The sequence below is a fragment of the Rhizobium sp. FKY42 genome (genome assembly GCF_005222835.1).
GTDB lineage: Bacteria > Pseudomonadota > Alphaproteobacteria > Rhizobiales > Rhizobiaceae > Neorhizobium.
The window spans coordinates 56,424-81,647 of sequence record NZ_STGA01000005.1 but is presented as its reverse complement, the minus strand read 5'-3'; the positions used below and the strand labels follow the sequence as shown (position 1 = coordinate 81,647).

Here is a 25,224-nt window from a genome sequence, read left to right as displayed (position 1 = left end):
GATCACGGTCGATGGAAGTCTTCCATCCGCAGCCGTGTTTCCAGATGCGGGGCCATGGCATTTCGCGCCATGCTAAAAAGATCGGAGCATCCGAGGATGGAAAAGCCCATCCGCTCCTGAATGCGAAGCGAACCGGCATTATCGGCAAAGGCCCCCGAATAGAGGTCAATGCCCGGCATACGCCGGAAAAAGCGTTCCAGCACCGCCGAAACCGCCTCCGTCATCAGACCCTGGCCCCAGTAGAACCGGTTGAGCCAGTAGCCCAGATGCCACCGCCCATGCCTGAGTTCTATGCTGACGCAACCAATATGGACACCATCACCTTCCGTGATCGCAAAATGCCAGTCAGTGGTACCGCGCACCATGTTCAGCCAGTCCAACGCATCACCACGGCTGTAGGGTGCGGGGACGCGGGACAACATGCGCGTGACTTGCCAGTCATCCAGCGACTGAGCAATCGCATCCACATCGCTTGCCTGATGCGGACGTAAGACCAGTCGTCTGGTCTCGATGATGGGGCAGGGACCAAGCTTTGGCGGAACCGTGCGAGGGCGTTCGAGGATAGCGGCGCTCATCGCATTTCCCCCCAGCTCTTCAGCGACATCCAGGTCTTGCGATCCAGCCGGAACCATTCGACCGGCACCATACCGCCCATTGCAAGAGAACCCACCATGCCGGAACCCTGAAACTGGAAACCGCACTTCTGGATCACTCTGCGAGATGCGATGTTGGTGACCCGGCACCGGGCATCGATATGGTCTATATCCCGCGTACGGAACGCCATGTCGATCAAGGCATGCGCCGCTTCGGTGGCATAGCCCTGGTTCCAGTAGGGTTCACCCAGCCAGTAGCCAAGTTCGACGGTCTGCGGATCGCCCGGATGGGGCTCAAGACCGCAGCAACCGAGAAACGCTCCATTGTCTCCTCGCGTGATGGCATAGACGCACTTGCCGATCTCGCCGAGTTTCGCGCGTCGCACGAAGTCTGCAGCGTCTTTTGCCGTATACGGGTGAGGCATACGGGCCACCATGGTGGCGATGTTAGCGTTGTTGGCGAGATGGGAAAGGGCGTCGATGTCTTCTTCGTGTGGGGCGCGGAGAACAAGTCTCTGCGACAATAAGACAGGGCAATCGCTTCTTAACCGTTGCGGTCTCAACCGCTCTTCGGGCGACCGGCTTTGGCCGCTCCGTAACAATTCCGCTTGCATGGTTCAGTCCTCCTTGTGGGAAAAGAAAAAGGGAAGATGGGGCTTGGCGTCCCATCTTCCCTTTTTTCTGGTCTGAACCTTTTGCGGGTATCAGCCGGGTCGATGTGACGCCGGCTGTTTTAACGCGCTACCGGCTATTATTCCGCTGCTTCCGCTTTCGGCATCACAGACACGTACACGCGGCCATTGGCCTTCGTACGGTAGTTCACATTGCCTGCCGTAAGCGCAAAAATGGTGTGGTCCTTGCCGAGGCCAACATTGGCGCCCGGATGCCACTGCGTACCGCGCTGACGCACGATGATGTTACCAGCGAGCACAGCTTCGCCGCCGAACTTCTTTACGCCAAGGCGCTTGGATTCTGAATCGCGACCGTTACGCGATGAACCGCCAGCTTTTTTATGTGCCATTGGAGTTCTCCTTTAAACCTTCGAAAATCCTACCGAACGATCAGGCGTTGATCGCGGTGATGCGAACAACCGTGTGATGCTGGCGATGACCGCGAATACGCTTGGAATTCTGACGGCGACGCTTCTTGAAGGACAGAACCTTCGCACCACGGTTATGCTCGACCACTTCAGCCTTGACCACAGCGCCAGCCACGAAAGGCGCGCCGATCTTGGCATCAGCGCCTTCGCCGATAACCAGGACTTCGTTGAATTCGACAACTTCGCCAGCGGCGACGTCCAGCTTTTCAATTGTAACGACATCGTTTGCCGCTACGCGGTACTGCTTACCGCCGGTCTTGATGACTGCGAACATTTTTTATCCTTTCATGTTCGATCCGGCTCTGCCCGCCAATGGCAAGCGGCCGTCTTTTTATCAGTCCACGTTTGAGCAGGATTCGAAGATAATTCTTTGAACCGGTCTGCCGGTGAATGGGTTTTGCAACCCTCCGAGCAAAGACCCTTTACGGGCCTATACCTAGATGCGTCGGGGGATACGTGAGCGCCTGTGAACTGTCAAGGAAAAAGAAGCCTTGCAGGCAGGTGATCTTCGTCATGTTCAGCTTGCAATCGAGACCTGCGTCATTTTTGCCGTTGCCAAAAGTGCATGATGAACAAACGGACGGGGTGAGCACCCCTTGCGCCCATGGCTTGACCCAAGAAGGAAGACAGCACAGGTAAACAGTTACAAAGCGTATTCCAATAAGAAAATCACCTCTACAGAATTTTACATCCCTGCTGGCGTAGCCTCAAAAAGTAATAGGCAAAAAATATTATAAAAAACAAATCGCCGACAATCACAAGCACAGCAAAGTTCGACGTCCAGCCGCTAAGATACATTCCGAGCAAATTCAGTGCAAAAAGTAATTTGCCTATCCCTCCCATCAAGACGATACCTGTGTGGCGATAGGGATTGTAAGCAACCATCAAAAACCCGAAGCCATAGATAAAGGCTGTGCCCCATGCTCCGCGGTAAACTGCTATCATCACAGGATCGATGAGTGCTCGACCGAATTCGCGTTGGAACATTCCCACGGTATCGGTCAAACCGGGAAAAGCACCCGCGAAGTTCCAAAGAGCGGATACGACAAAAAGCAATCGGAAGAGTTTAAGTTCGCGCCCGACGCTACCAGATACATTCTCGGTCATATATCCATTCACATTAAATGTTAAAAATTGGATGTGGAAGCTATATTCAACCCCCAATTATCGTCAACTGCTGATTGCAATACTTTTCTCGTGTGACGCGCCCTCTGTGCGCACTCCTGCAGACAAACAATAAAATCGACGGGACAGGTACCCCTGATTCTGCCATAAGGCGCAGCGCATCCGCGCCTTCTATCCCTATTCTCCAGGACTCCCGTAATCATGATCCGAATCGAGAACATCTCAAAGCAGAACAGTCATCGGCTGCTTTATATCGAAGCCTCGGCCGCCCTGAACCGCGGCGAGAAAATCGGCCTTGTGGGACCGAACGGCGCGGGCAAAACCACACTTTTCCGCATGATCACCGGTGAAGAACAGCCGGATGAAGGCCAAGTTTCCGTCGACCGCGGCGTCACCATCGGCTACTTCGATCAGGATGTGGGCGAGATGTCCGGTCGATCTGCGGTTGCCGAAGTGATGGCCGGAGCAGGGCCGGTCAGCGAAGTGGCGGCAGAACTGCATGAGTTGGAAGCAGCCATGTCCGATCCTGATCGCATGGATGAGATGGATACGATCATCGAGCGCTACGGCGAGGTGCAGGCACGCTATGAGGAGCTGGACGGCTACGGTCTGGACGGACGCGCTCGTGAGGTTCTGGCAGGTCTCTCCTTCAGTCAGGAGATGATGGATGGCGATGTCTCGAAACTCTCCGGCGGCTGGAAGATGCGCGTGGCGCTGGCTCGCATTCTCCTCATGCGTCCTGACGTGATGCTGCTCGACGAGCCGAGCAACCACCTCGATCTTGAAAGCCTGATCTGGCTGGAGAATTTCCTCAAGACCTATGATGGCGCGCTTCTCATGACCTCGCACGATCGCGAGTTCATGAACCGCATCGTCAACAAGATCATTGAGATCGACGCCGGATCGCTGAATACTTATTCCGGCGATTACACCTTCTATGAGCGTCAGCGCGAGCAGAACGAAAAACAGCAACAGGCCCAGTTCGAGCGCCAACAGGCAATGCTGGCGAAGGAAATCAAGTTCATTGAACGCTTCAAGGCGCGTGCCTCTCACGCAGCGCAGGTGCAGAGCCGCGTGAAGAAGCTGGACAAGATAGACCGTGTCGAACCACCGCGCCGCCGCCAAACGGTTGCCTTCGATTTTCTGCCGGCACCCCGCTCCGGCGAAGATGTTATCAACATGAAGGGCATCCACAAGGCCTATGGCAGCCGGGTCATCTATGGCGGGCTGGATTTCATGATCCGCCGTCGCGAGCGCTGGTGCATCATGGGGGTCAACGGGGCCGGGAAATCAACGCTGCTCAAGCTCGTGACAGGAACAACCGAGCCGGACGCCGGAACCGTTACCATCGGTGCCAGCGTCAAACTCGGCTATTTTGCCCAGCATGCAATGGATGTTCTGGATGGAGAAAACACCGTACTTGGATGGCTGGAGGAGCGTTTCCCCAAGGCCGGGCAGGCACCTTTGCGTGCTCTTTCCGGCTGCTTCGGATTTTCGGGGGATGATGTGGAAAAGCGTTGCCGCGTCCTTTCCGGTGGTGAGAAGGCCCGTCTGGTCATGGCTGCCATGCTTTTCGACCCGCCAAATCTGCTGGTGCTGGACGAGCCGACGAACCACCTGGACATCGATACGAAGGAAATGCTGATCAAGGCACTGGCATCCTTCGAAGGAACCATGCTCTTTGTTAGCCACGATCGTCACTTCCTCGGCGCTCTCTCCAACCGTGTTCTGGAAGTCACCCCGGACGGTGTGGAGCGTTATGAGGGTGGTTATCTAGAGTATGTCGAGCGAACCGGCCGCGAGGCTCCTGGTATCCATATTTGACGGAACAAATAGGCGATAATTCCTATTGACGCGCAACCACTTTGAGGAATACTTTCCTTTATGCGCTCAATATTATCTCTTACTTTGATCATATTCCTAGTATGTTCCGAAGCGGTCACCGTACAAGCAGGTGCCGTGATCGAAGGTCCGGTATCCGCGGAAGTTATCCGCGTGATTGATGGCGATACCATTCTGGTAGCAGCTCGACCTTGGCCTCAGCAAAGCGTGGAGGTCTATGTTCGGCTGCGGGGTATCGACACGCCGGAACTGAAATCGAAATGCACCCGTGGTCAGGAAGCGGCTGAAGCGGCGAAACACTTCCTGGAAGAAATGACCAGTGCCTCATCAACCGTTAAACTGACCCGCATTTCTGCCGATAAATATTTCGGTCGCATCGTGGCCGATGTGTCGCTGCAAGATGGACGTGATCCAGCCCGTGAAATGATGGCTGCCGGTCTCGCCGCCAGTTATTCCGGCCATGGTCGCAAGAATGATTTCTGCCAACTTGCAAGCAATGAATAGGCAAGGGGCCAGCTTGCGCCGGCCCCTCGGTTAAACACCATCGACAGTAATTCAAGCCGCAGCAGGTGCCTTGTTCTGGCGGTTCTCGATGAGATCATCCACCACGCCGGGGTCGGCCAGCGTCGAGGTATCGCCCAGCGCGCCGAAATCGTCTTCAGCAATCTTGCGCAGGATGCGGCGCATGATCTTGCCGGAGCGGGTCTTGGGCAGACCGGGCGCAAACTGAATCTTGTCAGGTGAGGCGATCGGACCGATTTCCTGACGCACATGCTTCACGAGTTCCTGGCGCAGCGCGTCTGTGCCCTCGTTTCCTTCCATCAAGGTGACATAGCAATAGATGCCCTGGCCCTTGACGTTGTGCGGATAACCGACGACGGCCGCTTCCGATACGAGGTGATGGGAAACGAGCGCGGACTCGACTTCCGCCGTTCCCAAGCGGTGGCCGGAAACGTTCAGAACATCATCCACACGACCCGTGATCCAATAGTAACCGTCCGCATCACGGCGGCAGCCATCACCCGTAAAGTACTTGCCCTTGTAGGTGGAGAAATAGGTCTGGATGAAACGCTCGTGATCGCCGTAAACCGTACGCATCTGTCCCGGCCAGCTGTCGGTAATGCAGAGATTGCCGTCGGCAGCCCCCTCCAGCACATTGCCCTCATTATCGACAAGTTGCGGCTTGATGCCAAAGAAGGGCAGGGTGGCCGAACCAGGTTTTAGATCGGTCGCTCCGGGTAGCGGCGTAATCATGTGGCCGCCCGTTTCCGTCTGCCACCAGGTATCCACCACGGCGCAACGTTTCTCGCCCACCACATTGTAGTACCATTCCCAGGCTTCAGGATTGATGGGCTCGCCAACAGTCCCGAGCAGACGAAGGCTTGTACGGTTGGACCGGGTGACGAACTCATCACCAGCCCCCATCAACGAGCGTATGGCTGTCGGCGCGGTATAGAAAATATTGACCTTGTGCTTGTCGACTACTTCCCAGAAGCGGCCCTGATCCGGAAAGTTCGGCACGCCTTCGAACATCAATGTCGTCGCGCAATTCGCCAATGGACCATAGACGATATAGGAGTGTCCGGTGACCCAGCCCACATCCGCCGTGCACCAGTAGATATCACCGTCGTGGTAGTCGAAGACGTATTCATGGGTCATCGCGGCATAAACGAGATAACCGCCAGTCGTGTGCAGCACACCCTTCGGCTTACCCGTGGAGCCAGAGGTGTAGAGAATGAAAAGCGGATCTTCCGCCTTCATCTTGACCGGCTCACAATGGCCTTTGACGCTGGCGATTTCCTGATGATACCAAAGGTCGCGGCCTGGTGCCCAATTGATCTTTCCGCCAGTACGGCGCACGACCAGCACGTTGGAAACCGTCACATACTGGCGCGCCGCAATATGGATGGCCTTGTCGGTATTTTCCTTGAGCGGCACCGGCTTGCCGCCGCGGACACCTTCGTCGCAGGTGATGACGAAGGTTGACTGGCAATCGACGATGCGCCCCGCCAGAGCTTCCGGCGAGAAACCGCCGAATACGACAGAGTGAACCGCCCCGATGCGGGCGCAAGCCAGCATGGCATAGGCCGCTTCCGGGATCATCGGCATATAAATGGTGACACGGTCGCCTTTCTTGACGCCATGTTTTTTCATGACATTGGCCAGGCGGCAAACCTGGTCGTAGAGCTGGTTATAGGTGATCTTCTTGTCGATGTACGGATTGTCGCCTTCCCAGATGATGGCGGTCCGCTCACCATGCGTTTTCAGATGACGGTCAATGCAATTGTAGGAAACATTGGTCAGGCCGTCTTCGAACCACTTGATGGAAACCTTCCCTTTGAAGGAAGTGTTCTTGACCTTCGTGTAAGGTTTGAACCAATCGATGCGCTTGCCGTGCTTACCCCAGAACTTGTCGGGATTTTCAACGCTTTCCTCATACCATTTCAGATACTTGTCCTTGTCGATCAGCGCGCGCGCCTTCACTGCCTTCTGCACAGGATAGACTTTTTCCGTCATGCTTTCCTCCTCATGCTCCCGACATCGCACGTCCGACGCGCAGATGTTCCTCTTGTCCGCATTCTTATCATTTGCAGCAATGGCGGCAATTAGACAAAGGGTCATGCCCGCGTGACAATTGCAATTTGATCGCAATCGAGTTATAGACGCGACGAATTCCCGGAAATTGTGGTTAACAGCCCACGGCCCGCGACACCGGCGCGGACGATAGAAGGATCATATCCATGGCTCAACAATTGCTTATGCCGAAGGCGACCGCAGTCTGGCTCGTCGACAACACGGCACTCTCCTTCGATCAGATCGCGCAATTTTGCAAGCTGCATCCGCTGGAAGTAAAAGCAATTGCGGATGGTGAAGCAGCGCAGGGCATCAAGGGCCTGGACCCGATAGCGACCGGCCAGCTTTCCCGCGACGAGATTGCACGCGCTGAAAAAGACATCAACTACAAGCTGAAGCTCTCCGAGCCGAAGGTTCGCGTTCCGGAATCGAAGCGCCGCGGGCCGCGTTACACCCCGGTTTCCAAGCGTCAGGATCGTCCGAATGCCATTCTCTGGCTGGTTCGCAATCATCCGGAACTGAAGGACACGCAAATCTCGCGTCTCGTTGGCACGACAAAATCCACCATCGAGCAGATCCGCGAGCGTACCCATTGGAACGCTGCCAACCTGACGCCCATGGATCCGGTTACGCTGGGCCTCTGCAGTCAGATCGATCTGGATCTGGAGGTGGAACGCGCATCGAAGAACCGTCCGCTGCCGACAGCTGCGGAACTCGGCGCGACACTGCAGGCTGCCAACGAGACCGAAAACCTCGGTTACCGTTACGAGCGTGAGGAAGAGAAAGAACTCGACGCGGACGCCGTCTTCGCTAAGCTTTCGTCTCTCAAGTCCACGCGCCGTGAGGATGAAGAGGAAGAAGATCGCTTCTAATCTGTTGTGAGCCGAATTGAAGAAGCCGGCCTTTAGAGCCGGCTTTTTTTGTTGCGCAGAATCTGGCTTTCCGTTTTGCTTAGCCAGCTAGAGATTTCTGAGGCTCGCAGTATCCATGCTTCTGCAGGATTTCGCTTATCTCATCAAGAATAACGGGATCATCAATCGTCGCGGGCATTTTCCAAGGTAGTCCATCTGCAATCTTTTGCATCGTGCCGCGCAAGATTTTGCCGGACCGTGTCTTGGGCAGACGCGTCACGACCATGACATTCTTGAAAGCCGCGACGGGACCGATTTCGTTGCGGACGAGTTCCACGATCTCCTGGGCGATCAGTTTCTCATCACGATCAACCTTGGATTTGAGCACAAGAAAGCCGCACGGAATCTGACCTTTCAGCGCATCAGCAACGCCAATGACGGCACACTCCGCCACATCAGGATGCATGGCGCAGACTTCTTCCATGGCACCTGTCGATAGGCGGTGACCGGCGCAGTTGATGATATCGTCGGTCCGCGCCATGACGAATACGTAACCGTCCTCATCCACCAGACCTGCGTCCGCAGTTTTGTAGTAGCCTGGAAATTCCTCCAGGCAGGACGAACGGAATCGCTCGTCCGCATTCCAGAAGCTGACGAGGCATCCCGGAGGCAGCGGCAGTTTCAGAACGATGTTTCCAAGCGTATTGGCGGGGACTGGATGTCCGGCATCATCCACCACCTGGAGGTCATAGCCGGGCATCGGAAGGGTAGGGGAACCATATTTGACCGGCATGAGACCGAGCCCAACAGGATTTCCTGCGACAGGCCATCCGGTTTCGGTCTGCCACCAGTGATCGATCACCGGCACCTTCAGCATGCGTTCGGCCCACTTGATCGTTTCAGTATCTGCCCGTTCGCCCGCAAGAAATAGAGCCCGCAGACCAGAGGTATCGTAGCGCGCAATATGCTCACCGTCGCCATCTTCGCGGCGAATTGCGCGGAAAGCAGTTGGAGCGGTGAACATGACTTTGACGTTGTGATCCTGCACAATGCGCCAATAGGTGCCGGCATCCGGGGTGCCGATCGGTTTGCCTTCAAAGATAACGCTGGCATTTCCGGCAATCAGCGGTCCGTAGACGATATAGGAGTGGCCGACAACCCAACCGATATCCGAAGCCGCCCAGAATGTTTCACCCGGTTGCACGCCGAAGAAGTTACGCATGCTCCAGAGCAGGGCGACCATGTGGCCACCATTATCACGTACAACGCCTTTTGGCTGGCCGGTCGTTCCTGACGTATAGAGAACATAGAGCGGATCGGTTGCCAAAACCGGAACGCAGGGAACTTGCGTGCCCTTTACCTTTTCCGCTTCGACGGCCTGAGCAAAATCCATATCGCCATGCTCATACCGAAGCACCGCATGGTGCTGGTCGCGTTGCAGGATGATGCAGGCCTGCGGCTTGACCTTTGCCATATCAACGGCCTGATCAAGTAATGGCTTGTAGGGAACGACACGCCCAGGCTCCAATCCGCAGCTTGCACTGATCACGATCTTTGCCTGCGAGTCATCCAGCCGCGTTGCAAGCTCATGGGCCGCAAAGCCCCCAAACACCACCGAGTGGATAGCACCGAGACGCGCGCAAGCCAGCATGGAGAACGTCGCTTCTGCCACCATCGGCATGTAGATGACGACCCGATCACCTTTTGCGACCCCGAGGTTTTGCAGAACAGCCGCAATAGCCTGAACTTCCGTCAGCACTTCGTCATAGGTATAGACGCGTTTCTCGCCTGTCATGGCGCTATCATAAATGAGCGCTGGCTGGGCACCCTTTCCATCTTCTACGTGCCTGTCGAGACAGTTATAGCAGGTATTGGTTTCACCTCCGACGAACCAGCGCCCGTATACGCCCTGCGATTCGTCGAATATCTTGTCCGGCTGCTTGAACCAGTGAAGATTGTCCGCTTGCTTCGCCCAGAACGCCTCCGGGTTCTGTTGCCAGTCCTGATAGACCTCGCGATATCGGCTGTTTGCGTGCATCTGATCCTCCCATCGTCTGCCGCACATATTCGAGCACACAGATTAGAAGGCCAGAAGGCGCGTGGAAAGCCCGACGAAAGAGGGACACCTCTTGCGCTTTATCAGCGATGACCAAAAATCGCAGAACCGACCCGGACGCTGGTGGCACCAAAACCGATTGCCGTTTCGAAATCACCCGACATTCCCATGGAAAGCTTCGAGACGCCCGCCTCACCAGCCAACTTCCGAAGGAGAGCGAAGTAGGGACCGGGATGATCTTCAGCCGGCGGAATGCACATCAAACCTTCGATGGTCAGACCTAATTCGCCACGGCAGAAGTTGACGAAGGCAACCGTCTCTTTCGGCTCGATACCTGCTTTTTGCGGCTCCATGCCGATATTTACTTGAACATAGAGGCTTAGTGTCTTGCCTTGTTTCCGCATTTCGCTGGCAATCGCACGCGCTATTTTTTCGCGATCCACGGTCTCTATAACGTCAAAAAGCGCCACGGCATCGGCAGCCTTGTTGGATTGCAGCGGACCGATCAGATGAAGCTCTATGCCGTCTGTCTCTGCCTTTAGCTGAGGCCACTTGCCTTCGCTTTCCTGCACGCGATTTTCGCCGAAAACACGTTGACCGGCTGCGATGACAGGGCGAATCGCATCGACATCAAAGGTCTTTGAGACCGCAACCAGCACCACATCTCCCACTGAACGATTGGCCTCCCGCTCGGCTGCGGAAATCTTCTGCTTCACATCCTGAAGTCGCTCTTCGACAGTCATCGCCTTGCCTCTGTGGTTCCGTTCCACCGCAGTTAGCGAGGATACCGGAGAATGCCAAGGGATTGATCGCGTTCTACCCCATTGGAGCCTCAAAAACTTGACGCTCAACGGCTTTCGTGGTGAAGGTCACCACAACTCCATTCATACCCGGAAATTCTCTGAAATGGCGACCGAACGTTACAATCCGCGGGATGCCGAACCCCGTTGGCAGGCAAAGTGGTCCGAAGCGAAAACCTTCGAGACAGACAACAGCGATACGCGCGATAAGTATTACGTGCTCGAGATGTTCCCCTATCCGTCGGGCCGCATCCATATGGGCCACGTACGCAACTATGCCATGGGGGATGTCGTCGCTCGCTACAAGCGTGCGCGTGGTTTCAACGTTCTGCACCCCATGGGCTGGGATGCCTTCGGCATGCCGGCTGAAAATGCGGCTATGCAGAACAAGGTTCATCCGAAGGACTGGACCTACCAGAACATCGCTACGATGCGCGGCCAGTTGAAATCCATGGGCCTTTCATTGGATTGGGCGCGTGAGTTCGCCACCTGCGACGTGGCCTATTATCAGCGTCAGCAGCACCTGTTCCTCGACATGATGGAAAAGGGCCTGGTCTACCGCAAGCAGTCCAAGGTCAACTGGGATCCGGTCGATCAGACTGTTCTCGCCAATGAGCAGGTCATCGAAGGACGCGGCTGGCGTTCCGGCGCGCTTGTCGAACAGCGCGAATTGACCCAGTGGTTCTTCAAGATTACGGAATTCGCACAAGACCTGCTTGATTCGCTGGACGGCCTCGACCAGTGGCCGGAAAAAGTGCGTCTGATGCAGAAGAACTGGATCGGTCGATCTGAAGGCCTGACCATTCGTTGGGAAATCGTAAAACCTAAATCTGAAAAGCTTCTCGCAGATTTGACCGCGGGGTCTATGCTGCTGGCAAATCAAAATATAACTCGCGAAATTGAAGTCTATACCACCCGTCCCGACACTCTGTTTGGTGCATCATTCCTCGCGATCTCGGCAGATCATCCGGTTGCCAAGGCACTAGCTGCCCACAATAGCGAGATTCAGGATTTCTGTGAGGAATGCCGTCGCCAGGGCACATCGCTGGCTGCGTTGGAAACCGCCGAGAAGCGAGGCTTCAACACCGGCCTGACCGTGAAACACCCACTCGACCCATCTTGGGAAGTTCCTGTATTCATCGCCAACTTCGTACTGATGGACTACGGCACAGGGGCCATTTTCGGCTGCCCGTCTGGCGACCAGCGTGACCTGGATTTTGCCCGCAAGTATGGTCTGCCGGTGGTGCCAGTCGTGATGCCAGCCGATGGTGATCCGGCGACTTTCGAAGTCGGCATGGAAGCCTATGACGGCGACGGCGTGATGATCAATTCGCGCTTTCTGAACGGCCTGACAACGGATGTGGCTTTCCAGCAAGTGGCCGATCTTCTGACTGCCCAGCTGTTGGACGAAGCGCCGCAGGCTGCCCGCAAGGTGAATTTCCGTTTGCGTGATTGGGGCGTTTCCCGCCAACGCTATTGGGGTTGCCCGATCCCTGTCATCCATTGCGAAGACTGCGGCGTCGTTCCGGTACCGAAGAAGGAGCTGCCTGTCCAGCTTCCGGACGACGTGACCTTCGACGTGCCCGGAAACCCGCTGGACCGCCACCCGACTTGGCGCAATGTCGACTGCCCGTGCTGCGGCAAGCCTGCCCGCCGCGAAACGGACACCATGGATACCTTTGTGGATTCCAGCTGGTACTTTGCCCGCTTCACCGCGCCTTGGGAAGACAATCCGACAGATCCGGCAGTCGCCAACCGCTGGCTCCCTGTGGACCAGTACATCGGCGGCATTGAGCATGCGATCCTGCATCTCCTGTATTCGCGCTTCTTTACGCGCGCCATGCGTGAGACGGGTCATCTCGATCTCAAGGAACCCTTCAAGGGCCTCTTCACGCAGGGCATGGTGGTTCATGAAACCTACCGCCTCGGCGAAGGCCAGAGCGGCCAGTGGGTCGCACCCGCGGATATCCGCATTGAAGAGGTTGATGGTGCCCGCAAAGCCTTCCTCTTGAGTTCCGGGGCAGAAGTGGCCATCGGCTCGATTGAAAAAATGTCGAAGTCGAAGAAGAACGTCGTCGATCCCGACGATATCATCGCCTCCTATGGTGCCGACACCGCCCGCTTCTTCGTGCTGTCCGACTCGCCTCCGGATCGCGATGTCATCTGGTCTGAGGCGGGCGTTGAGGGCTCGCACCGGTTCGTCCAGCGCGTCTGGCGCCTGATCTCGGAAGCGGCACCTATTTTGGGCAAGGTAGCGGCCCACCCGGCCAAGGAAGGCATTGCGCTGCCTGTTTCACAGGCCGCGCACAAGACTTTGCAGGCCGTTCAACAGGACTATGACAAGCTGGCGTTCAACAAGGCCGTTGCACGCATCTACGAACTGGTGAACACTCTTGCATCTCCGCTAACTCAGGTGGCGGCAGGCACGCAGGATGATGCCTACATTGCTGCAGTCCGTGATGCTGCACATATCCTGATTCAGATCGTCGCACCGATGACCCCCCATCTTGCGGAAGAGTGCTGGTCTGTGCTCGGCAATCAAGGTCTTGTCGCAGAAGCCACCTGGCCAGCCTTCGACCCGGCTCTGGTTGCTGATAACGAGGTCACTCTTCCGGTCCAAATTAATGGAAAGAAACGTGCCGAATTGACAATCGCACGTGACGCAGACCAGAATGCGGTTCAAGCTGCGGTCCTGCAGCTGGAGGCGGTTCAGGCTGCTCTTTCCGGTAGCGCACCGAAGAAGATCATTATCGTCCCACAGAGGATCATCAACATTGTTGTTTGAGCGTTCTTCCGCCCTGCGGCAACTCGGTCGCGCCGTGGCATCGATTGCAATTGTGGCAGCCCTTGCGGGCTGCCAGGCTCGCCCGCTCTATTCTTCGGCCGGAGGAGTTCCGGTGAAGATGGCCGCCATCAAGATCAACCCTATCGGTGACCGCGTTGGCCAGGAGGTTCGGAATCGCCTGGTCTTCTTGACGGGTGGCGGGGCTGGGGAACCTACTCTTGCTGAATATCAGCTTCAACTCTCCGTCACGTCCACCCGTGCCAATATTCTCGACGACGAGATCGCAGCGGCGGTCCTTCCGGGGCGCGTCACCGTCTCAGCCACCTATGCACTGACACGTATAAAGGACGGTCAAGTGCTGAAATCGGCTACCCGCTCTTCCACCGCACTGCTCGATCTCAGTAATCAGGAATTTGCAAAGCTGCGCGCCTATCGGGATGCCGAGAACCGGGCGGCAAACGAAGTCGCAGAATTCGTCCGCGCGGATTTGGCGATGGCGCTTTCCAAGTAGACTATGGCCGAAATCAAAGCGCACGAATTTGATCGGTTGCTCTCACGAGCAACCGACCTTTATCGTATTTTCCTAGTCTACGGCCCCGATAAAGGTCTGGTGTCGGAACGGGCGAAGACGCTTGCGGAAAAGGCAGGCGTTAATGTCGATGATCCCTTTTCCTATGCGCGTATCGATCTATCAGAACTGCAGGGGGATCCTGGCCGATTGATTGATGAAGTCAATTCACTTGGTTTGTTTGGCGGCCGAAAAGTCATTCACCTCCGCGGTTCAGGCGCTGAAAAGATTGTTGCAGACGCGGTTGCGGCAATCGACTCAGGTCGAATTCCCGACAATATACTGATCATTGAGGGTGGCGATCTGAAGAAAGGGAGCGCTCTGCGTAAAAATGCAGAGCAGGCGAAGATTGCCGTCGCTATTCCATGCTACTCGGACGATGTGAAGTCACTCAATGCTTTGATCGATCACGAATTGGCCCAAGCTGACCTTCGGATTACTCCGGAAGCGCGCTCTACCTTGCTGGAAGCACTCGGCGGAGATCGAGTCGCATCCCGAAATGAAATACGAAAACTAATCCTCTACTGTATGCAGCAGAAGCAAATCGAGCAGGAACACGTGACCGATATCATCGGAGACGCAAGCGCCATCTCCGCCGATGATGCAGTGGATTGTGTCTTGGCGGGTGACCTTGACGGGCTTCATCGCGCGATCCAAAAAATTGTCCAGTCCAAGCAGCCAATCTTTCTGGTTTTGCAGTCCTGCCTACGAACATTCCAAATGCTCGATGCGATGAGAGCAGAAATGGAAGACAAGCGTTTGCAGAGCGCTCAGGTGATGCAAACGTCAGGTCGCCATATTCATTTCAAGCGCAAGCCTTTGATGGAGAAAGCATTGAGAAGTTGGTCGTCAACTTCATTGGCACGTGAGACGCAGAGGCTGCACACCGCCATATATCAGTCACGCCAACAGGCACAACTGGATGACTCGATTGCGTTCCAGACGCTCCTTGCATCGGCGCTTCAATCTCAGCGCGTAAACAGATCCTAGCTTCGTCGCTGTGGCATCGATTCTCGGTGCGAGCTAAAGTCGTACATCGAAAACTAGGAAAACAAGATCATATAAGCTGGCTAAGTGAGACGTTTAACGCCGCTCTAGCAATCGGCAAACTTCTTCAAGCTGCTCCAAAGTCTTATAGTTAATCTTGATATGCCCACTACCGCCCTTGTGACTAATCTTGATTTCAAGACCGAGTGAATCGCTCAATGATCGTTCAAGAGCAAGCGTGTCCGAGTCCTTGTTCTGTATCGGAGTGAGCTTTGGCGCTTCAGATTGTGCCTTGATATCATTCTGAGCAAGGCGCTCAGCATCTCGAACAGACATCCCTTTGTTGACAATGACCTTGGCCAATCCGGTTGGATCAGACGTGGAGACCAGAGCACGAGCATGACCGGCTGAGAGCTTGCCACCAGCCAACATATCGCGAACAGGTTCCGGAAGCTTCAACAGACGCAGACTGTTTGCCACGTGGCTTCTACTCTTGCCGATAATTTCGCCAAGATCATTCTGTGTATAGCCGTGCTCGGCGATTAGTTGCTCGTAGCCGAGAGCCTCCTCCAGGGGATTGAGATCCGACCGCTGAACATTCTCAACAATTGCAATTTCCAGCGCTGTGCGATCATCCACATCACGAACAATAACCGGAATTTCAATAAGCCCGGCCAGTTGCGCTGCGCGCCAGCGGCGTTCACCCGCTATGATCTCAAAACCCACAGAAACGGGGCGCACCACCACTGGCTGTACGATTCCATGCTGCCGCAATGATGCAGCGAGATCATGCAACTCAGCCTCATCAAACATCCGACGAGGATTTCGAGGATTTCGGCTGATCAACTCTATTGGAACGAGTCGATCTGGATTCACGGGTTTTGGTTGTTGTTCGCCTAAGGGGGCAACCTGATCCATTTCCCCAATGAGAGCAGCGAGGCCACGCCCCAGGCGGCGCCGTGAAGGATCATCAACCACTGTATTGGTCCCTATTCTTTCCGTTCAAACGTCCTGATCAAGCCGCCTTACGCCGCCGCTCTCTTTGGATTACTTCAGATGCCAACTGGAGATAGGCTTGGCTACCGGCGCATTTAAGGTCGTACAAGATGGCTGGCTTGCCATAAGATGGTGCTTCCGACACGCGAACATTGCGAGGTATCAATGTGTGATAGACCTTATCACCCAGGTAGGTCCGAACATCATTGACAACCTGCTGCGCGAGATTATTTCTCGCATCAAACATTGTAAGAACAATTCCTTGAATATCCAGATGCGGATTCACGCTCTGACGAACCTGGTCCACGGTTTCAAGCAATTGACTCAATCCCTCAAGCGCAAAGAACTCGCATTGGAGCGGTACAAGAACCGAATGCGCGGCTGTCATCGCATTGACAGTGAGAAGATTGAAGGATGGCGGGCAATCAAGAAGAACGTAGCTGTAACCTTGCGCATCGGGTTGGGACAGGGCACGCCGCAGACGGAATGCGCGATCACTTTCGCGGCCGATCTCCATTTCTAAGCCCAGGAGATCCATTGTGGAGGGGACGATTGAAAGATTCGGAACTGCGGTCGCAACGACTGCCTCGCTCACAGACGCATTTCCCATCATTACGTCGAATGAAGACAGATGACGGTTGCGCCGATCAATGCCGAGGCCTGTGCTGGCATTTCCTTGCGGATCCAGATCAACGATCAAGACATGCTCACCAATTGCGGCCAGTGCTGTCGCAAGGTTGATGGCAGTCGTTGTCTTCCCCACGCCACCTTTCTGGTTCGCTATTGCAATAATGCGATTAGGTTCCTGCATTTTGACACCCGCGACCTGTTACGATGTGCGCTTGAGACCTGAGATCTGTAGCACGACTGAATCTTCTTCCACATGGCTCGCATGTTTTAACAGATCGAAGGTCCAACTTCTATTGGCTTTCAAAACCTCAGTTTGATAATCCCGCCCTTTGTGAAGATAAGCGGTCACGCCCGGTTTATTCAACATCCATGGACTGCAGTAATCTAGCAGAAGCGGAAGTTCAGCTAAGGCCCTGGCCGAAATCGCATTGATCTCTTTCGAAATCACGGCTGGTGCGTCTTCGATTCTCACGGTATGAACGGAGCCACGAGCACCAGTTTCACTGAGCACAGTTCGCAAGAACGAAGCCTTTTTGTGGTTGCTCTCCACAAGATCGACCCACCCGGCGCCTGTTTCTGCCAAGAGAATGGCTGTTATGACCCCTGGAAAACCGCCGCCAGATCCGAGGTCAAGCCATTGGCAGGGTTCCGGATTGATCTGATAGATTTGAGCGCTGTCTGCGAAATGGCGGCTCCACAAATCGCCTTTTGTCGAGGGCGCCACCAAATTTATGGCTTTCGCCCATTTGTTGAACAGCTCAGCGTAGGTGTTCAATCGCTCTTCTGTTTCACGTGAAACAGCAATACCGTTCAACTTCATCTTATGCACTCGCTTCCAGCCCGTTTGCTGGATGGTTAAATCGGCGGACCAACGTCAGCAGTAATGCAAGTGCTGCCGGCGTCATACCGTCGACCTTAGATGCCTGTGCAATGTTCCTCGGTTTCACCTTGGAGAGCTTGATTCGCAGCTCATTCGACAAACCTGAAATTGCACCGTAATCAAAATCATCTGGAATGACTCGCTCTTCGTCCGCGCGAACCGCCTCCACACTTTGACGCTGACGATCAAGATAGACCGCATAGCCGGCTTCAATTTCCAAGGCTTCTTTTACCTTAGGGGAGCATGCACCAAGCTCTGACCAAATGCGGGCAACGGTATCGAAGGTGATGTCTGGATAGGCAAGCAGATCATAACCGCTTCGTCGTTGTCCGTCCTGATTCAGGTGAACGTCGAATGCAGCGGCCTGTTTCGGTGTTATCTGACTGTTCTGTAAGACAGCTCTGAAGTGATTGAGTTCATTCTGAAACAACGCAAACCGCCTTTGACGGTCGTGACCAACCAACCCTAACGCGTTTCCGATCGGCGTCAGACGTGCATCCGCGTTGTCAGCTCGAAGCGTCAAGCGATACTCTGCTCGGGATGTGAACATCCGATAGGGTTCCGTGACGCCTTTGCTTGTCAGGTCATCAACCATCACGCCGATATATGAGTCGGTGCGACTGAAGATGAAGGAGTCTCGCCCATCAGCCCGTCGGGCGGCGTTCAGCCCAGCAACCAAGCCCTGTGCTGCAGCTTCTTCGTAACCTGTCGTGCCGTTGATTTGACCAGCCAGGAACAATCCGTTCACGGTCCTAACCTGAAGATCAGCACCTAGCTCTCGAGGATCGATATGGTCGTACTCGATGGCATAGCCTGGTTGGAGTATTTTAACCTGCTCTAAACCGGGTATCGTTCGAATGAATTTATCTTGGACATCGGCAGGCAAGGATGTCGATATACCGTTCGGATAGACCGTATCATCATCAAGTCCTTCCGGCTCAAGGAAAATCTGATGACCGTCCCGCTCACCGAATCTGACGATCTTGTCCTCGATTGACGGACAGTAGCGTGGGCCTACGCCACTAATCTGACCCGAATACATGGCAGACTGATGAATGTTGTCTGAAATGATCTTGTGCGTCCGGTCCGTAGTCCGGGTCACACCACATTCGATCTGCCGATTGCCGATGTGGTCGGTCATAAAGGAGAAAGGCACCGGCTGATCATCGGCGGCTTGCTTTCCGATCGACTGCCAATCAATCGTTCGACCATCCAAGCGAGCGGGAGTTCCAGTTTTGAGCCGACCGAGCTTGAGGCCGAGATGCTCAAAAGTCCTTGAAAGACCAAGGGAGGGATCCTCTCCTACACGTCCAGCAGGTCTTGTTTCGTTTCCGATATGGATCAGTCCGCGCAAGAATGTGCCAGTTGTAACGACGACCGCCCGACATGAGAGTTGCCTTCCGTCAGCGAGAACCAGACCGGATATAACTCGATCATTCACGATGAGATCGAACGCATCACCCTCGATGACAACCAGGTTGGGCGTCTCAGAAATCGCATTCTGCATTGCCTCGCGATACAGACGCCTATCGGCTTGTGTACGGGGACCGCGTACAGCCGGCCCCTTTTTGCGGTTCAGCAGTCTAAACTGAATACCGGCGCTGTCAGCGACCCGCCCCATGAGACCATCAAGCGCATCGACCTCTCTGACGAGATGCCCTTTTCCCAACCCGCCAATGGCGGGGTTACAAGACATCACGCCAATAGTCTCTCTCTTATGTGTTACGAGCGCTGTCTTGGCACCAAGTCGGGCAGCAGCAGATGCAGCCTCACAGCCGGCGTGTCCGCCGCCGATTACAATCACGTCAAATTTGGTCATAGTGTCCACTCTGCGTCTAGCAGTGTTTCACGTGAGTCACTTGCCGATACAAAACTCGGAGAAGATAACCCCAAGCAGATCTTCAACATCCACCCGACCAGTGATCCGGCCGAGTTCATCGGAGGCCAGGCGCAAGCTCTCAGCCTTTAGCACGATATCGCTCTGCTTTAACGCGTCTTCAATGAAATTGGAAGCCTGTTGGAGATGCGAGATATGACGCAATCGTCCCACACCTAGCGAAGATATGGCTTCCCAGTTTTGCCTTAGCTCTTGCAGAATCAATGAACGAAGTTTGTCGATTGTGTGTGGCAAGCTGACGCTAATGCAAACATCATACCGCGTATCTTCTGCAGAATGTAAATCGGCTTTGGTTCCAACACGCAACCGCCTTGCATCCGTCGTGAAAGTTGCTTGTTCCGTATGCGAATCGATCTCATTGAGATCGAGAACAAGATCTGCGAACTCTACAGCGCGCCTTGCACGCCTTACGCCCTCGCGCTCAACCACATCATCAGTCTCCCGGATCCCCGCGGTATCAACCAGCCTCACAAGGAATCCATCCATATCAAGCTCGACCTCAATAAGGTCTCGTGTCGTGCCAGCGACCGAGGTCACAATAGCAACATCTCGCCCGGCAAGAGCGTTGATGAGACTGGACTTCCCGGCATTGGGGGGGCCGGCGATAACAACATTGAATCCGTCTCGAACCAACCGACCGCTTTGGGTCGCGGTAACCTGTCTCAGGATCTCACGATGGAGAAGAGTGATATCCGGCCATATCCGATCAGAAACACTACCGGGCACATCCTCTTCGTCGGCAAAATCGAGTTCTGCCTCGATCATAGCGCGGGCGTGGGTCAAGCGGTTTGCCCAACCTTGGTACAGCAAGGACAAACCACCACTTGCCTGTTCAATAGCGAGCCGTCGCTGCATCTCTGTGTCTGCGGCGATGAGATCACCGAGACCCTCGACCTCGACCAGATCCATCTTACCATTGCTGAAGGCACGCCGGGTGAATTCTCCTGCTTCAGCTGCGACACAGCCTAGTTCCAAGAGTTCCCGGCTCACTGCTGCTACAATGGCGCGGCCTCCGTGAACCTGAAGTTCAACGCAATCTTCGCCAGTGAACGAAGCCGGTCCCGGGAAAGTCAGTATAAGACCCTGATCGATTTTGGAATTGTTTCGATCTCGAATCGTTCTGAGGCTCATTCCTCTGATTTTGTTCAACCGACCAACCATCCGGCCAACGATATCAAAGGCTGAAGGTCCAGAGATGCGTATAACCGCAACTCCGGACGGGGTAGAGCCGGATGACAGGGCGAATATTGTAGGAACGACCATACAGCCTCACAGGCTGAATCCGGCTAATTGCTGAATTCTGCTGGAATCAGGTGTTCATCGAATCGAAGAAGTCACCGTTGTTCTTGGTCTGCTTAAGTTTGTCGATGAGGAACTCGATGGCATCGGTAGTACCCATCGGCGCAAGAATACGCCGCAGCACGAAAATCTTCTGGAGATCCTGGCGCGGAACAAGGAGGTCTTCCTTACGGGTACCTGACTTGAGAATATCCATCGCCGGGAAGATGCGCTTGTCAGCGACCTTGCGGTCCAGAACAATTTCTGAGTTGCCCGTACCCTTGAACTCTTCAAAGATCACTTCGTCCATTCGGCTGCCAGTATCGATGAGAGCGGTCGCGATAATCGTCAGCGAGCCGCCTTCTTCGATGTTACGGGCCGCACCGAAGAAACGTTTCGGGCGTTGGAGGGCGTTGGCATCAACACCACCGGTCAGGACCTTACCGGATGATGGCACAACTGTATTATAAGCGCGACCAAGGCGAGTGATGGAGTCGAGCAGAATGACAACATCTCGACCGTGCTCGACAAGGCGCTTTGCCTTTTCGATGACCATTTCAGCAACCTGAACGTGGCGTACTGCGGGTTCATCGAAAGTAGAAGAAATTACTTCGCCACGAACGGAACGCTGCATGTCCGTCACTTCTTCCGGACGTTCGTCAATGAGGAGAACGATGAGATAGCATTCCGGATGATTCGCAGTAATGGAATGAGCAATATTTTGTAGCAGAACCGTTTTACCCGTCCGTGGAGGTGCCACGATCAGACCACGTTGCCCTTTGCCCAAAGGCGCGACCAAATCGATCACACGAGACGAAAGATCCTTCGATGTCGGAATGTCCTGCTCCATCTTGAAGCGTTCATTCGGATAAAGCGGCGTAAGGTTGTCGAAGTGAACCTTATGACGAATCTTTTCCGGGTCGTCGAAGTTGATCGTGTTAACCTTCAGGAGTGCGAAATATCGTTCGCCTTCCTTGGGTCCACGGATCGGTCCTTCCACAGTATCGCCGGTTTTCAGCGAAAAACGGCGAATCTGTGAAGGGGAGATGTAGATATCGTCCGGACCAGGCAGATAGTTCGCATTGGCCGATCGCAAGAAGCCGAAGCCATCCTGCAGAACTTCCACAACGCCTTCACCGATGATTTCGACGTCCTGGCTTGCAAGAACTTTCAATATTGCGAACATAAGCTCTTGCTTTCGCATAGTGCTCGCGTTCTCGACCTCCAGTGATTCGGCAAAGGTCAGCAAATCAGTCGGTGATTTGCTCTTGAGTTCTTGAAGCTTCATTTCAGCCATGAAGAAGGGACCGCTTTGAATTTGAATGGGAATTTGGCGTGATGCTGAGGTGCGTCACCGCGAGCGCCGCGGAAGTCAGACTGTACAGACAAGCCATGGGGATGAGTGACGTAGGAATAGCCGCTTCACCGACGACCTGCAAGGGGTACGCGCTCAAATCTTAAGCGAAGGGCTTCACGATCACGAGGACTACGATCAAAATCATCAATACGGTCGGGATTTCGTTCATCATTCGCCAGTAGCGCGCAGGCTTTCTAGGCGCATCCCTCGCAAATCGTCTTACCCAATGCGACTGATGGACATGAGCCAGAGTCAGCAGAACGACAGCCAGAATTTTGGCATGCAGCCAGCCTCCCTGAAACCGAAAGCCTTCCCAGGCAAGATACAGCCCGAAGAGCCAAGAAATCATCATGGCCGGATTCATGATGACCTTGAGCAACCGTTGCTCCATCACCTTGAACGTTTCAGACTGGACAGAGCCTTCCGGCGCATCGGTGTGATAAATGAAGAGCCTAGGCATATAGAAGAGACCGGCCATCCACGAAATCACCGCGATGACGTGAAAGGCCTTTGCCCAAAGATAGAACTGATCCGGCACCAGGATGTAGGGCAAAGCGAGAAGCGCCAGAAACACCACGAGCGCGATGGCAGCCTTGAAACGGGCCCGACGTCCAGCTGCTGGATGCGTTTGCAGCTCGTCACCCATAGTGCGATCCGCGAACTTGCGCAACGAGTTGTGTCACATGTTCCGGGTTAGCCTCAGGCGTGATACCATGGCCAAGATTGAAGACGAGCGGTCCGCTACCCAATACCTGGAGGATGGCATCGACACCCTCCTCCAGCGCCCGACCGCCCGCTACAACGCGCATGGGATCCAGATTGCCCTGAACAGGCCCATCCTTCTGCAGCTCCGCCGCAAAACTCAGAGGCACAGACCAGTCTAGTCCGATCATGTCAGCACCTGTCTGTTGCCGATAGTGTTTCAGGTTCATCCCAGCGCCTTTGGCAAAGGCAATGATCTTCGCTCCTGGACGACGGTGTTTTACAGACGAAATCATGCGAGCGACCGGCTTGACCGCAAACTCCTGGAACTCTTCTTCTCCCAGAACACCCGCCCAAGAATCAAAAATTTGCACCGCATCGGCGCCCGCATCAATCTGGGCAACCAGATAGTCGGCAGAGATATCGGCCAGAAATTCCAGAAGATACTGGAACCGTTCACGGTGACGATAGCCGAACAGCCGTGCCGGTGCCTGATCTGGTGTCCCGCGGCCGGCGATCATGTAGGTAGCGACGGTCCATGGTGCACCACAGAATCCCAAAAGCGTGGTTTCAGTCGGAAGTTCACGCCGAATGCTGGAAACAGCCTGCATTACGGGTGTGAGATGCGACAGAACGTGTGTGCCATCCAATGCGCCAATGCCTGCTTCGTCGATAGGATCCATTCGAGGGCCTTCACCCTCAACGAAACGCACGTTGCGCTTCAGCGCATCCGGTATCACGAGAATATCGGAAAACAGGATCGCAGCGTCGAACCCATAGCGACGAATGGGTTGAAGTGTCACTTCTGTAGCCAGTTCGGGAGAATAGCAAAGCTGCAGGAAGCTTCCCGCTTGCTTCCGGGTCTCCCGATATTCCGGCAGATAACGCCCCGCCTGTCTCATTAGCCAGATCGGTGGAGGCGAGACTGTCGCTCCTTCCAGAACTTCGAGAAGCTTGCGTCTCACAGCGCTCACGACCGTCTCCCTTAAAACAAAGAAATCTAGAATCTTTAGATTTTCTGATTCTTAGAGTCGGTGACTATCAGGGATAAAGTCTGTTGCACAGATCGTCCCGTTTCCTCGCTTCAGCAAAGGACAATCATGTTGGAAAGGAGCAAAAGACCACAACAATGTGGATAACGGATTTTACGATTAAAAATCAGTAACATATAGCATCAATCAGAAATCTAGCTTTGTGGATAACTTTGGAAAAGCCATATTCTGCGCCATATTGTCCACATTTCCCACAGCGGCTGGATAAGCTATCGGTTGCCGGATCCAAATGTGGATAAGTTGGCTGTTATCCCGGTGCCGGTTGGCCCGACCTAAATAATCGTCTGTCTATCCCAGGTTATGAACAGCGAAGCGAGATTAGCGTGGAGAACCGCAGAAACTTCTTCCATCTCCATCTGATATCTGACTCAACAGGGGAGACGCTGATCTCTGCGGGCAGGGCAGCATCTGCACAGTTTCGTGGCGCCAATCCGATCGAGCATGTCTACCCGCTTATCCGGAACAAACAGCAGTTACTGCCAGTTCTGGAGCATATCGATGAGAAGCCGGGTATCGTGCTCTACACTATCGTTGATCAGTTACTTGCAGACTATGTTGATCAACGCTGCAAGGAACTGGGAGTTCCTTCAGTCAATTTGCTCGAACCGGTGCTTGCGGTGTTTCAAGCCTACCTGGGATCACGTTCGCGTCGTCGCGTTGGCGCGCAGCACGTCCTGAATGCGGATTATTTTCGACGCATTGAAGCTCTGGATTTCGCCATGGATCATGACGATGGCCAGATGCCCGATGAGTATGATGAGGCTGACGTGGTTATCGTCGGGATCAGCCGCACCTCCAAGACGCCAACCAGCATTTATCTCGCCAATCGTGGAATCAAGGTCGCGAACGTGCCGCTCGTCCCAGGTACACCTTTACCGGAAAGTCTGTTGAAAGCCACCAAACCCCTTATCGTCGGTTTGGTTGCGACGACCGATCGTATTTCACAGGTCAGGGAGAACAGGGAACTTGGCCATACCAAGGGTTTTGATCCAAGTCCCTATACAGACCGCGCAAACATCATCGAGGAGCTTAAATACGCACGAGCCGTTTGCGCGCGCCACCAATGGCCCGTTATCGATGTCTCTCGTCGTTCTATTGAAGAAACGGCTGCGGCTATTGTTGCTCTACGTCCGAAGCTGCGCTAACCGAAAG

Annotated in this window: 23 protein-coding genes; 7 read left to right on the top strand and 16 right to left on the bottom strand. The window is 54.5% G+C overall.

Annotated elements, in window-relative coordinates; translation table 11 throughout:
- Positions 1 to 2: 2 nt before the first annotated feature.
- The 5 genes from E8M78_RS03075 to E8M78_RS03055 form a co-directional block, all read right to left on the bottom strand.
- Positions 3 to 575 (bottom strand): GNAT family N-acetyltransferase, encoded by a 573-nt coding sequence (locus E8M78_RS03075; protein WP_137133669.1) that lies wholly within the window; start codon positions 573 to 575, stop codon positions 3 to 5.
- Positions 572 to 1,207 carry a GNAT family protein gene (locus E8M78_RS03070; RefSeq protein ID WP_137133668.1) on the bottom strand — a complete coding sequence of 212 codons (636 nt, stop codon included), beginning with the start codon at positions 1,205 to 1,207 and terminating at the stop codon, positions 572 to 574. Before E8M78_RS03070 ends, E8M78_RS03075 begins: the two co-directional genes overlap by 4 nt.
- Positions 1,208 to 1,344: 137 nt before the next feature.
- Positions 1,345 to 1,614, bottom strand: a complete 270-nt coding sequence (gene rpmA, locus E8M78_RS03065; RefSeq protein WP_062557256.1) for a 50S ribosomal protein L27 — start codon at positions 1,612 to 1,614, stop codon at positions 1,345 to 1,347.
- Positions 1,615 to 1,654: 40 nt separating this feature from the next.
- Complete coding sequence (gene rplU, locus E8M78_RS03060) at positions 1,655 to 1,966, bottom strand: 50S ribosomal protein L21 (RefSeq protein WP_062557257.1); 312 nt, start codon at positions 1,964 to 1,966, stop codon at positions 1,655 to 1,657.
- Positions 1,967 to 2,367: 401 nt separating this feature from the next.
- Positions 2,368 to 2,799 (bottom strand): hypothetical protein, encoded by a 432-nt coding sequence (locus E8M78_RS03055; RefSeq protein ID WP_137133667.1) that lies wholly within the window; start codon positions 2,797 to 2,799, stop codon positions 2,368 to 2,370.
- Positions 2,800 to 3,018: 219 nt separating this feature from the next.
- On the opposite strand from E8M78_RS03055, the gene E8M78_RS03050 reads away from it, so the two are divergent.
- On the top strand, positions 3,019 to 4,641 hold the full coding sequence (locus E8M78_RS03050) for an ABC-F family ATP-binding cassette domain-containing protein (RefSeq protein ID WP_137133666.1): 1,623 nt from the start codon (positions 3,019 to 3,021) through the stop codon (positions 4,639 to 4,641).
- A 135-nt stretch (positions 4,642 to 4,776) separates the two neighbouring features.
- Positions 4,777 to 5,163: a thermonuclease family protein gene (locus E8M78_RS03045; protein WP_246658206.1), complete on the top strand. Its 387-nt coding sequence runs from the start codon at positions 4,777 to 4,779 to the stop codon at positions 5,161 to 5,163.
- A 51-nt stretch (positions 5,164 to 5,214) separates the two neighbouring features.
- On the opposite strand, the gene acs is transcribed toward E8M78_RS03045, so the two are convergent.
- Entirely contained in the window at positions 5,215 to 7,176 is a 1,962-nt protein-coding gene (gene acs / locus E8M78_RS03040) for an acetate--CoA ligase (protein WP_137133664.1), read from the bottom strand.
- Between the two features lie 224 nt (positions 7,177 to 7,400).
- Here acs and E8M78_RS03035 point away from each other — a divergent pair, with 224 nt between their 5' ends.
- Complete coding sequence (locus E8M78_RS03035; RefSeq protein WP_137133663.1) at positions 7,401 to 8,105, top strand: DUF1013 domain-containing protein; 705 nt, start codon at positions 7,401 to 7,403, stop codon at positions 8,103 to 8,105.
- Between the two features lie 79 nt (positions 8,106 to 8,184).
- On the opposite strand, the gene E8M78_RS03030 is transcribed toward E8M78_RS03035, so the two are convergent.
- Both E8M78_RS03030 and E8M78_RS03025 read right to left on the bottom strand, forming a co-directional pair.
- Positions 8,185 to 10,122: a propionyl-CoA synthetase gene (locus tag E8M78_RS03030; RefSeq protein WP_137133662.1), complete on the bottom strand. Its 1,938-nt coding sequence runs from the start codon at positions 10,120 to 10,122 to the stop codon at positions 8,185 to 8,187.
- A gap of 101 nt (positions 10,123 to 10,223) precedes the next feature.
- A complete protein-coding gene (locus tag E8M78_RS03025; RefSeq protein WP_137133661.1) occupies positions 10,224 to 10,883 on the bottom strand; it encodes a YggS family pyridoxal phosphate-dependent enzyme in 660 nt (219 codons plus the stop codon).
- A gap of 163 nt (positions 10,884 to 11,046) precedes the next feature.
- On the opposite strand from E8M78_RS03025, the gene leuS reads away from it, so the two are divergent.
- The 3 genes from leuS to holA are packed head-to-tail and all read left to right on the top strand — an operon-like array spanning position 11,047 to position 15,283.
- The gene (gene leuS / locus E8M78_RS03020) at positions 11,047 to 13,725 is read left to right on the top strand and encodes a leucine--tRNA ligase (RefSeq protein ID WP_137133660.1); all 2,679 of its coding nucleotides are present in this window, start codon (positions 11,047 to 11,049) and stop codon (positions 13,723 to 13,725) included.
- On the top strand, positions 13,715 to 14,236 hold the full coding sequence (locus E8M78_RS03015; RefSeq protein ID WP_246658205.1) for an LPS assembly lipoprotein LptE: 522 nt from the start codon (positions 13,715 to 13,717) through the stop codon (positions 14,234 to 14,236). Before leuS ends, E8M78_RS03015 begins: the two co-directional genes overlap by 11 nt.
- Positions 14,237 to 14,239: 3 nt before the next feature.
- On the top strand, positions 14,240 to 15,283 hold the full coding sequence (gene holA, locus E8M78_RS03010) for a DNA polymerase III subunit delta (RefSeq protein WP_137133658.1): 1,044 nt from the start codon (positions 14,240 to 14,242) through the stop codon (positions 15,281 to 15,283).
- A gap of 93 nt (positions 15,284 to 15,376) precedes the next feature.
- Here the strand turns inward: holA and E8M78_RS03005 are convergent, their stop codons facing one another.
- From E8M78_RS03005 to hemE, 8 genes are all read right to left on the bottom strand, one after another.
- Positions 15,377 to 16,258 (bottom strand): ParB/RepB/Spo0J family partition protein, encoded by an 882-nt coding sequence (locus E8M78_RS03005; protein ID WP_137133657.1) that lies wholly within the window; start codon positions 16,256 to 16,258, stop codon positions 15,377 to 15,379.
- A 37-nt stretch (positions 16,259 to 16,295) separates the two neighbouring features.
- Positions 16,296 to 17,087, bottom strand: a complete 792-nt coding sequence (locus E8M78_RS03000; RefSeq protein WP_137133656.1) for a ParA family protein — start codon at positions 17,085 to 17,087, stop codon at positions 16,296 to 16,298.
- Between the two features lie 18 nt (positions 17,088 to 17,105).
- The gene (gene rsmG / locus E8M78_RS02995) at positions 17,106 to 17,726 is read right to left on the bottom strand and encodes a 16S rRNA (guanine(527)-N(7))-methyltransferase RsmG (protein ID WP_137133655.1); all 621 of its coding nucleotides are present in this window, start codon (positions 17,724 to 17,726) and stop codon (positions 17,106 to 17,108) included.
- A gap of 1 nt (position 17,727) precedes the next feature.
- Positions 17,728 to 19,605: a tRNA uridine-5-carboxymethylaminomethyl(34) synthesis enzyme MnmG gene (gene mnmG, locus E8M78_RS02990; protein ID WP_137133654.1), complete on the bottom strand. Its 1,878-nt coding sequence runs from the start codon at positions 19,603 to 19,605 to the stop codon at positions 17,728 to 17,730.
- A gap of 36 nt (positions 19,606 to 19,641) precedes the next feature.
- Positions 19,642 to 20,946, bottom strand: coding sequence for a tRNA uridine-5-carboxymethylaminomethyl(34) synthesis GTPase MnmE (gene mnmE, locus E8M78_RS02985; RefSeq protein WP_137133653.1), 1,305 nt, complete (start codon positions 20,944 to 20,946; stop codon positions 19,642 to 19,644).
- Positions 20,947 to 20,992: 46 nt separating this feature from the next.
- Positions 20,993 to 22,258, bottom strand: a complete 1,266-nt coding sequence (rho, locus tag E8M78_RS02980; protein ID WP_137133652.1) for a transcription termination factor Rho — start codon at positions 22,256 to 22,258, stop codon at positions 20,993 to 20,995.
- Positions 22,259 to 22,418: 160 nt separating this feature from the next.
- Complete coding sequence (hemJ, locus tag E8M78_RS02975; RefSeq protein ID WP_137133651.1) at positions 22,419 to 22,964, bottom strand: protoporphyrinogen oxidase HemJ; 546 nt, start codon at positions 22,962 to 22,964, stop codon at positions 22,419 to 22,421.
- Complete coding sequence (gene hemE, locus E8M78_RS02970) at positions 22,957 to 23,994, bottom strand: uroporphyrinogen decarboxylase (protein WP_137133650.1); 1,038 nt, start codon at positions 23,992 to 23,994, stop codon at positions 22,957 to 22,959. The genes hemJ and hemE overlap by 8 nt, the downstream gene beginning before the upstream one ends.
- 401 nt (positions 23,995 to 24,395) lie before the next feature.
- Between hemE and E8M78_RS02965 the strand changes: the two genes are divergently transcribed.
- On the top strand, positions 24,396 to 25,217 hold the full coding sequence (locus tag E8M78_RS02965) for a pyruvate, water dikinase regulatory protein (RefSeq protein WP_137133649.1): 822 nt from the start codon (positions 24,396 to 24,398) through the stop codon (positions 25,215 to 25,217).
- The last annotated feature ends 7 nt before the right edge of the window (positions 25,218 to 25,224 follow it).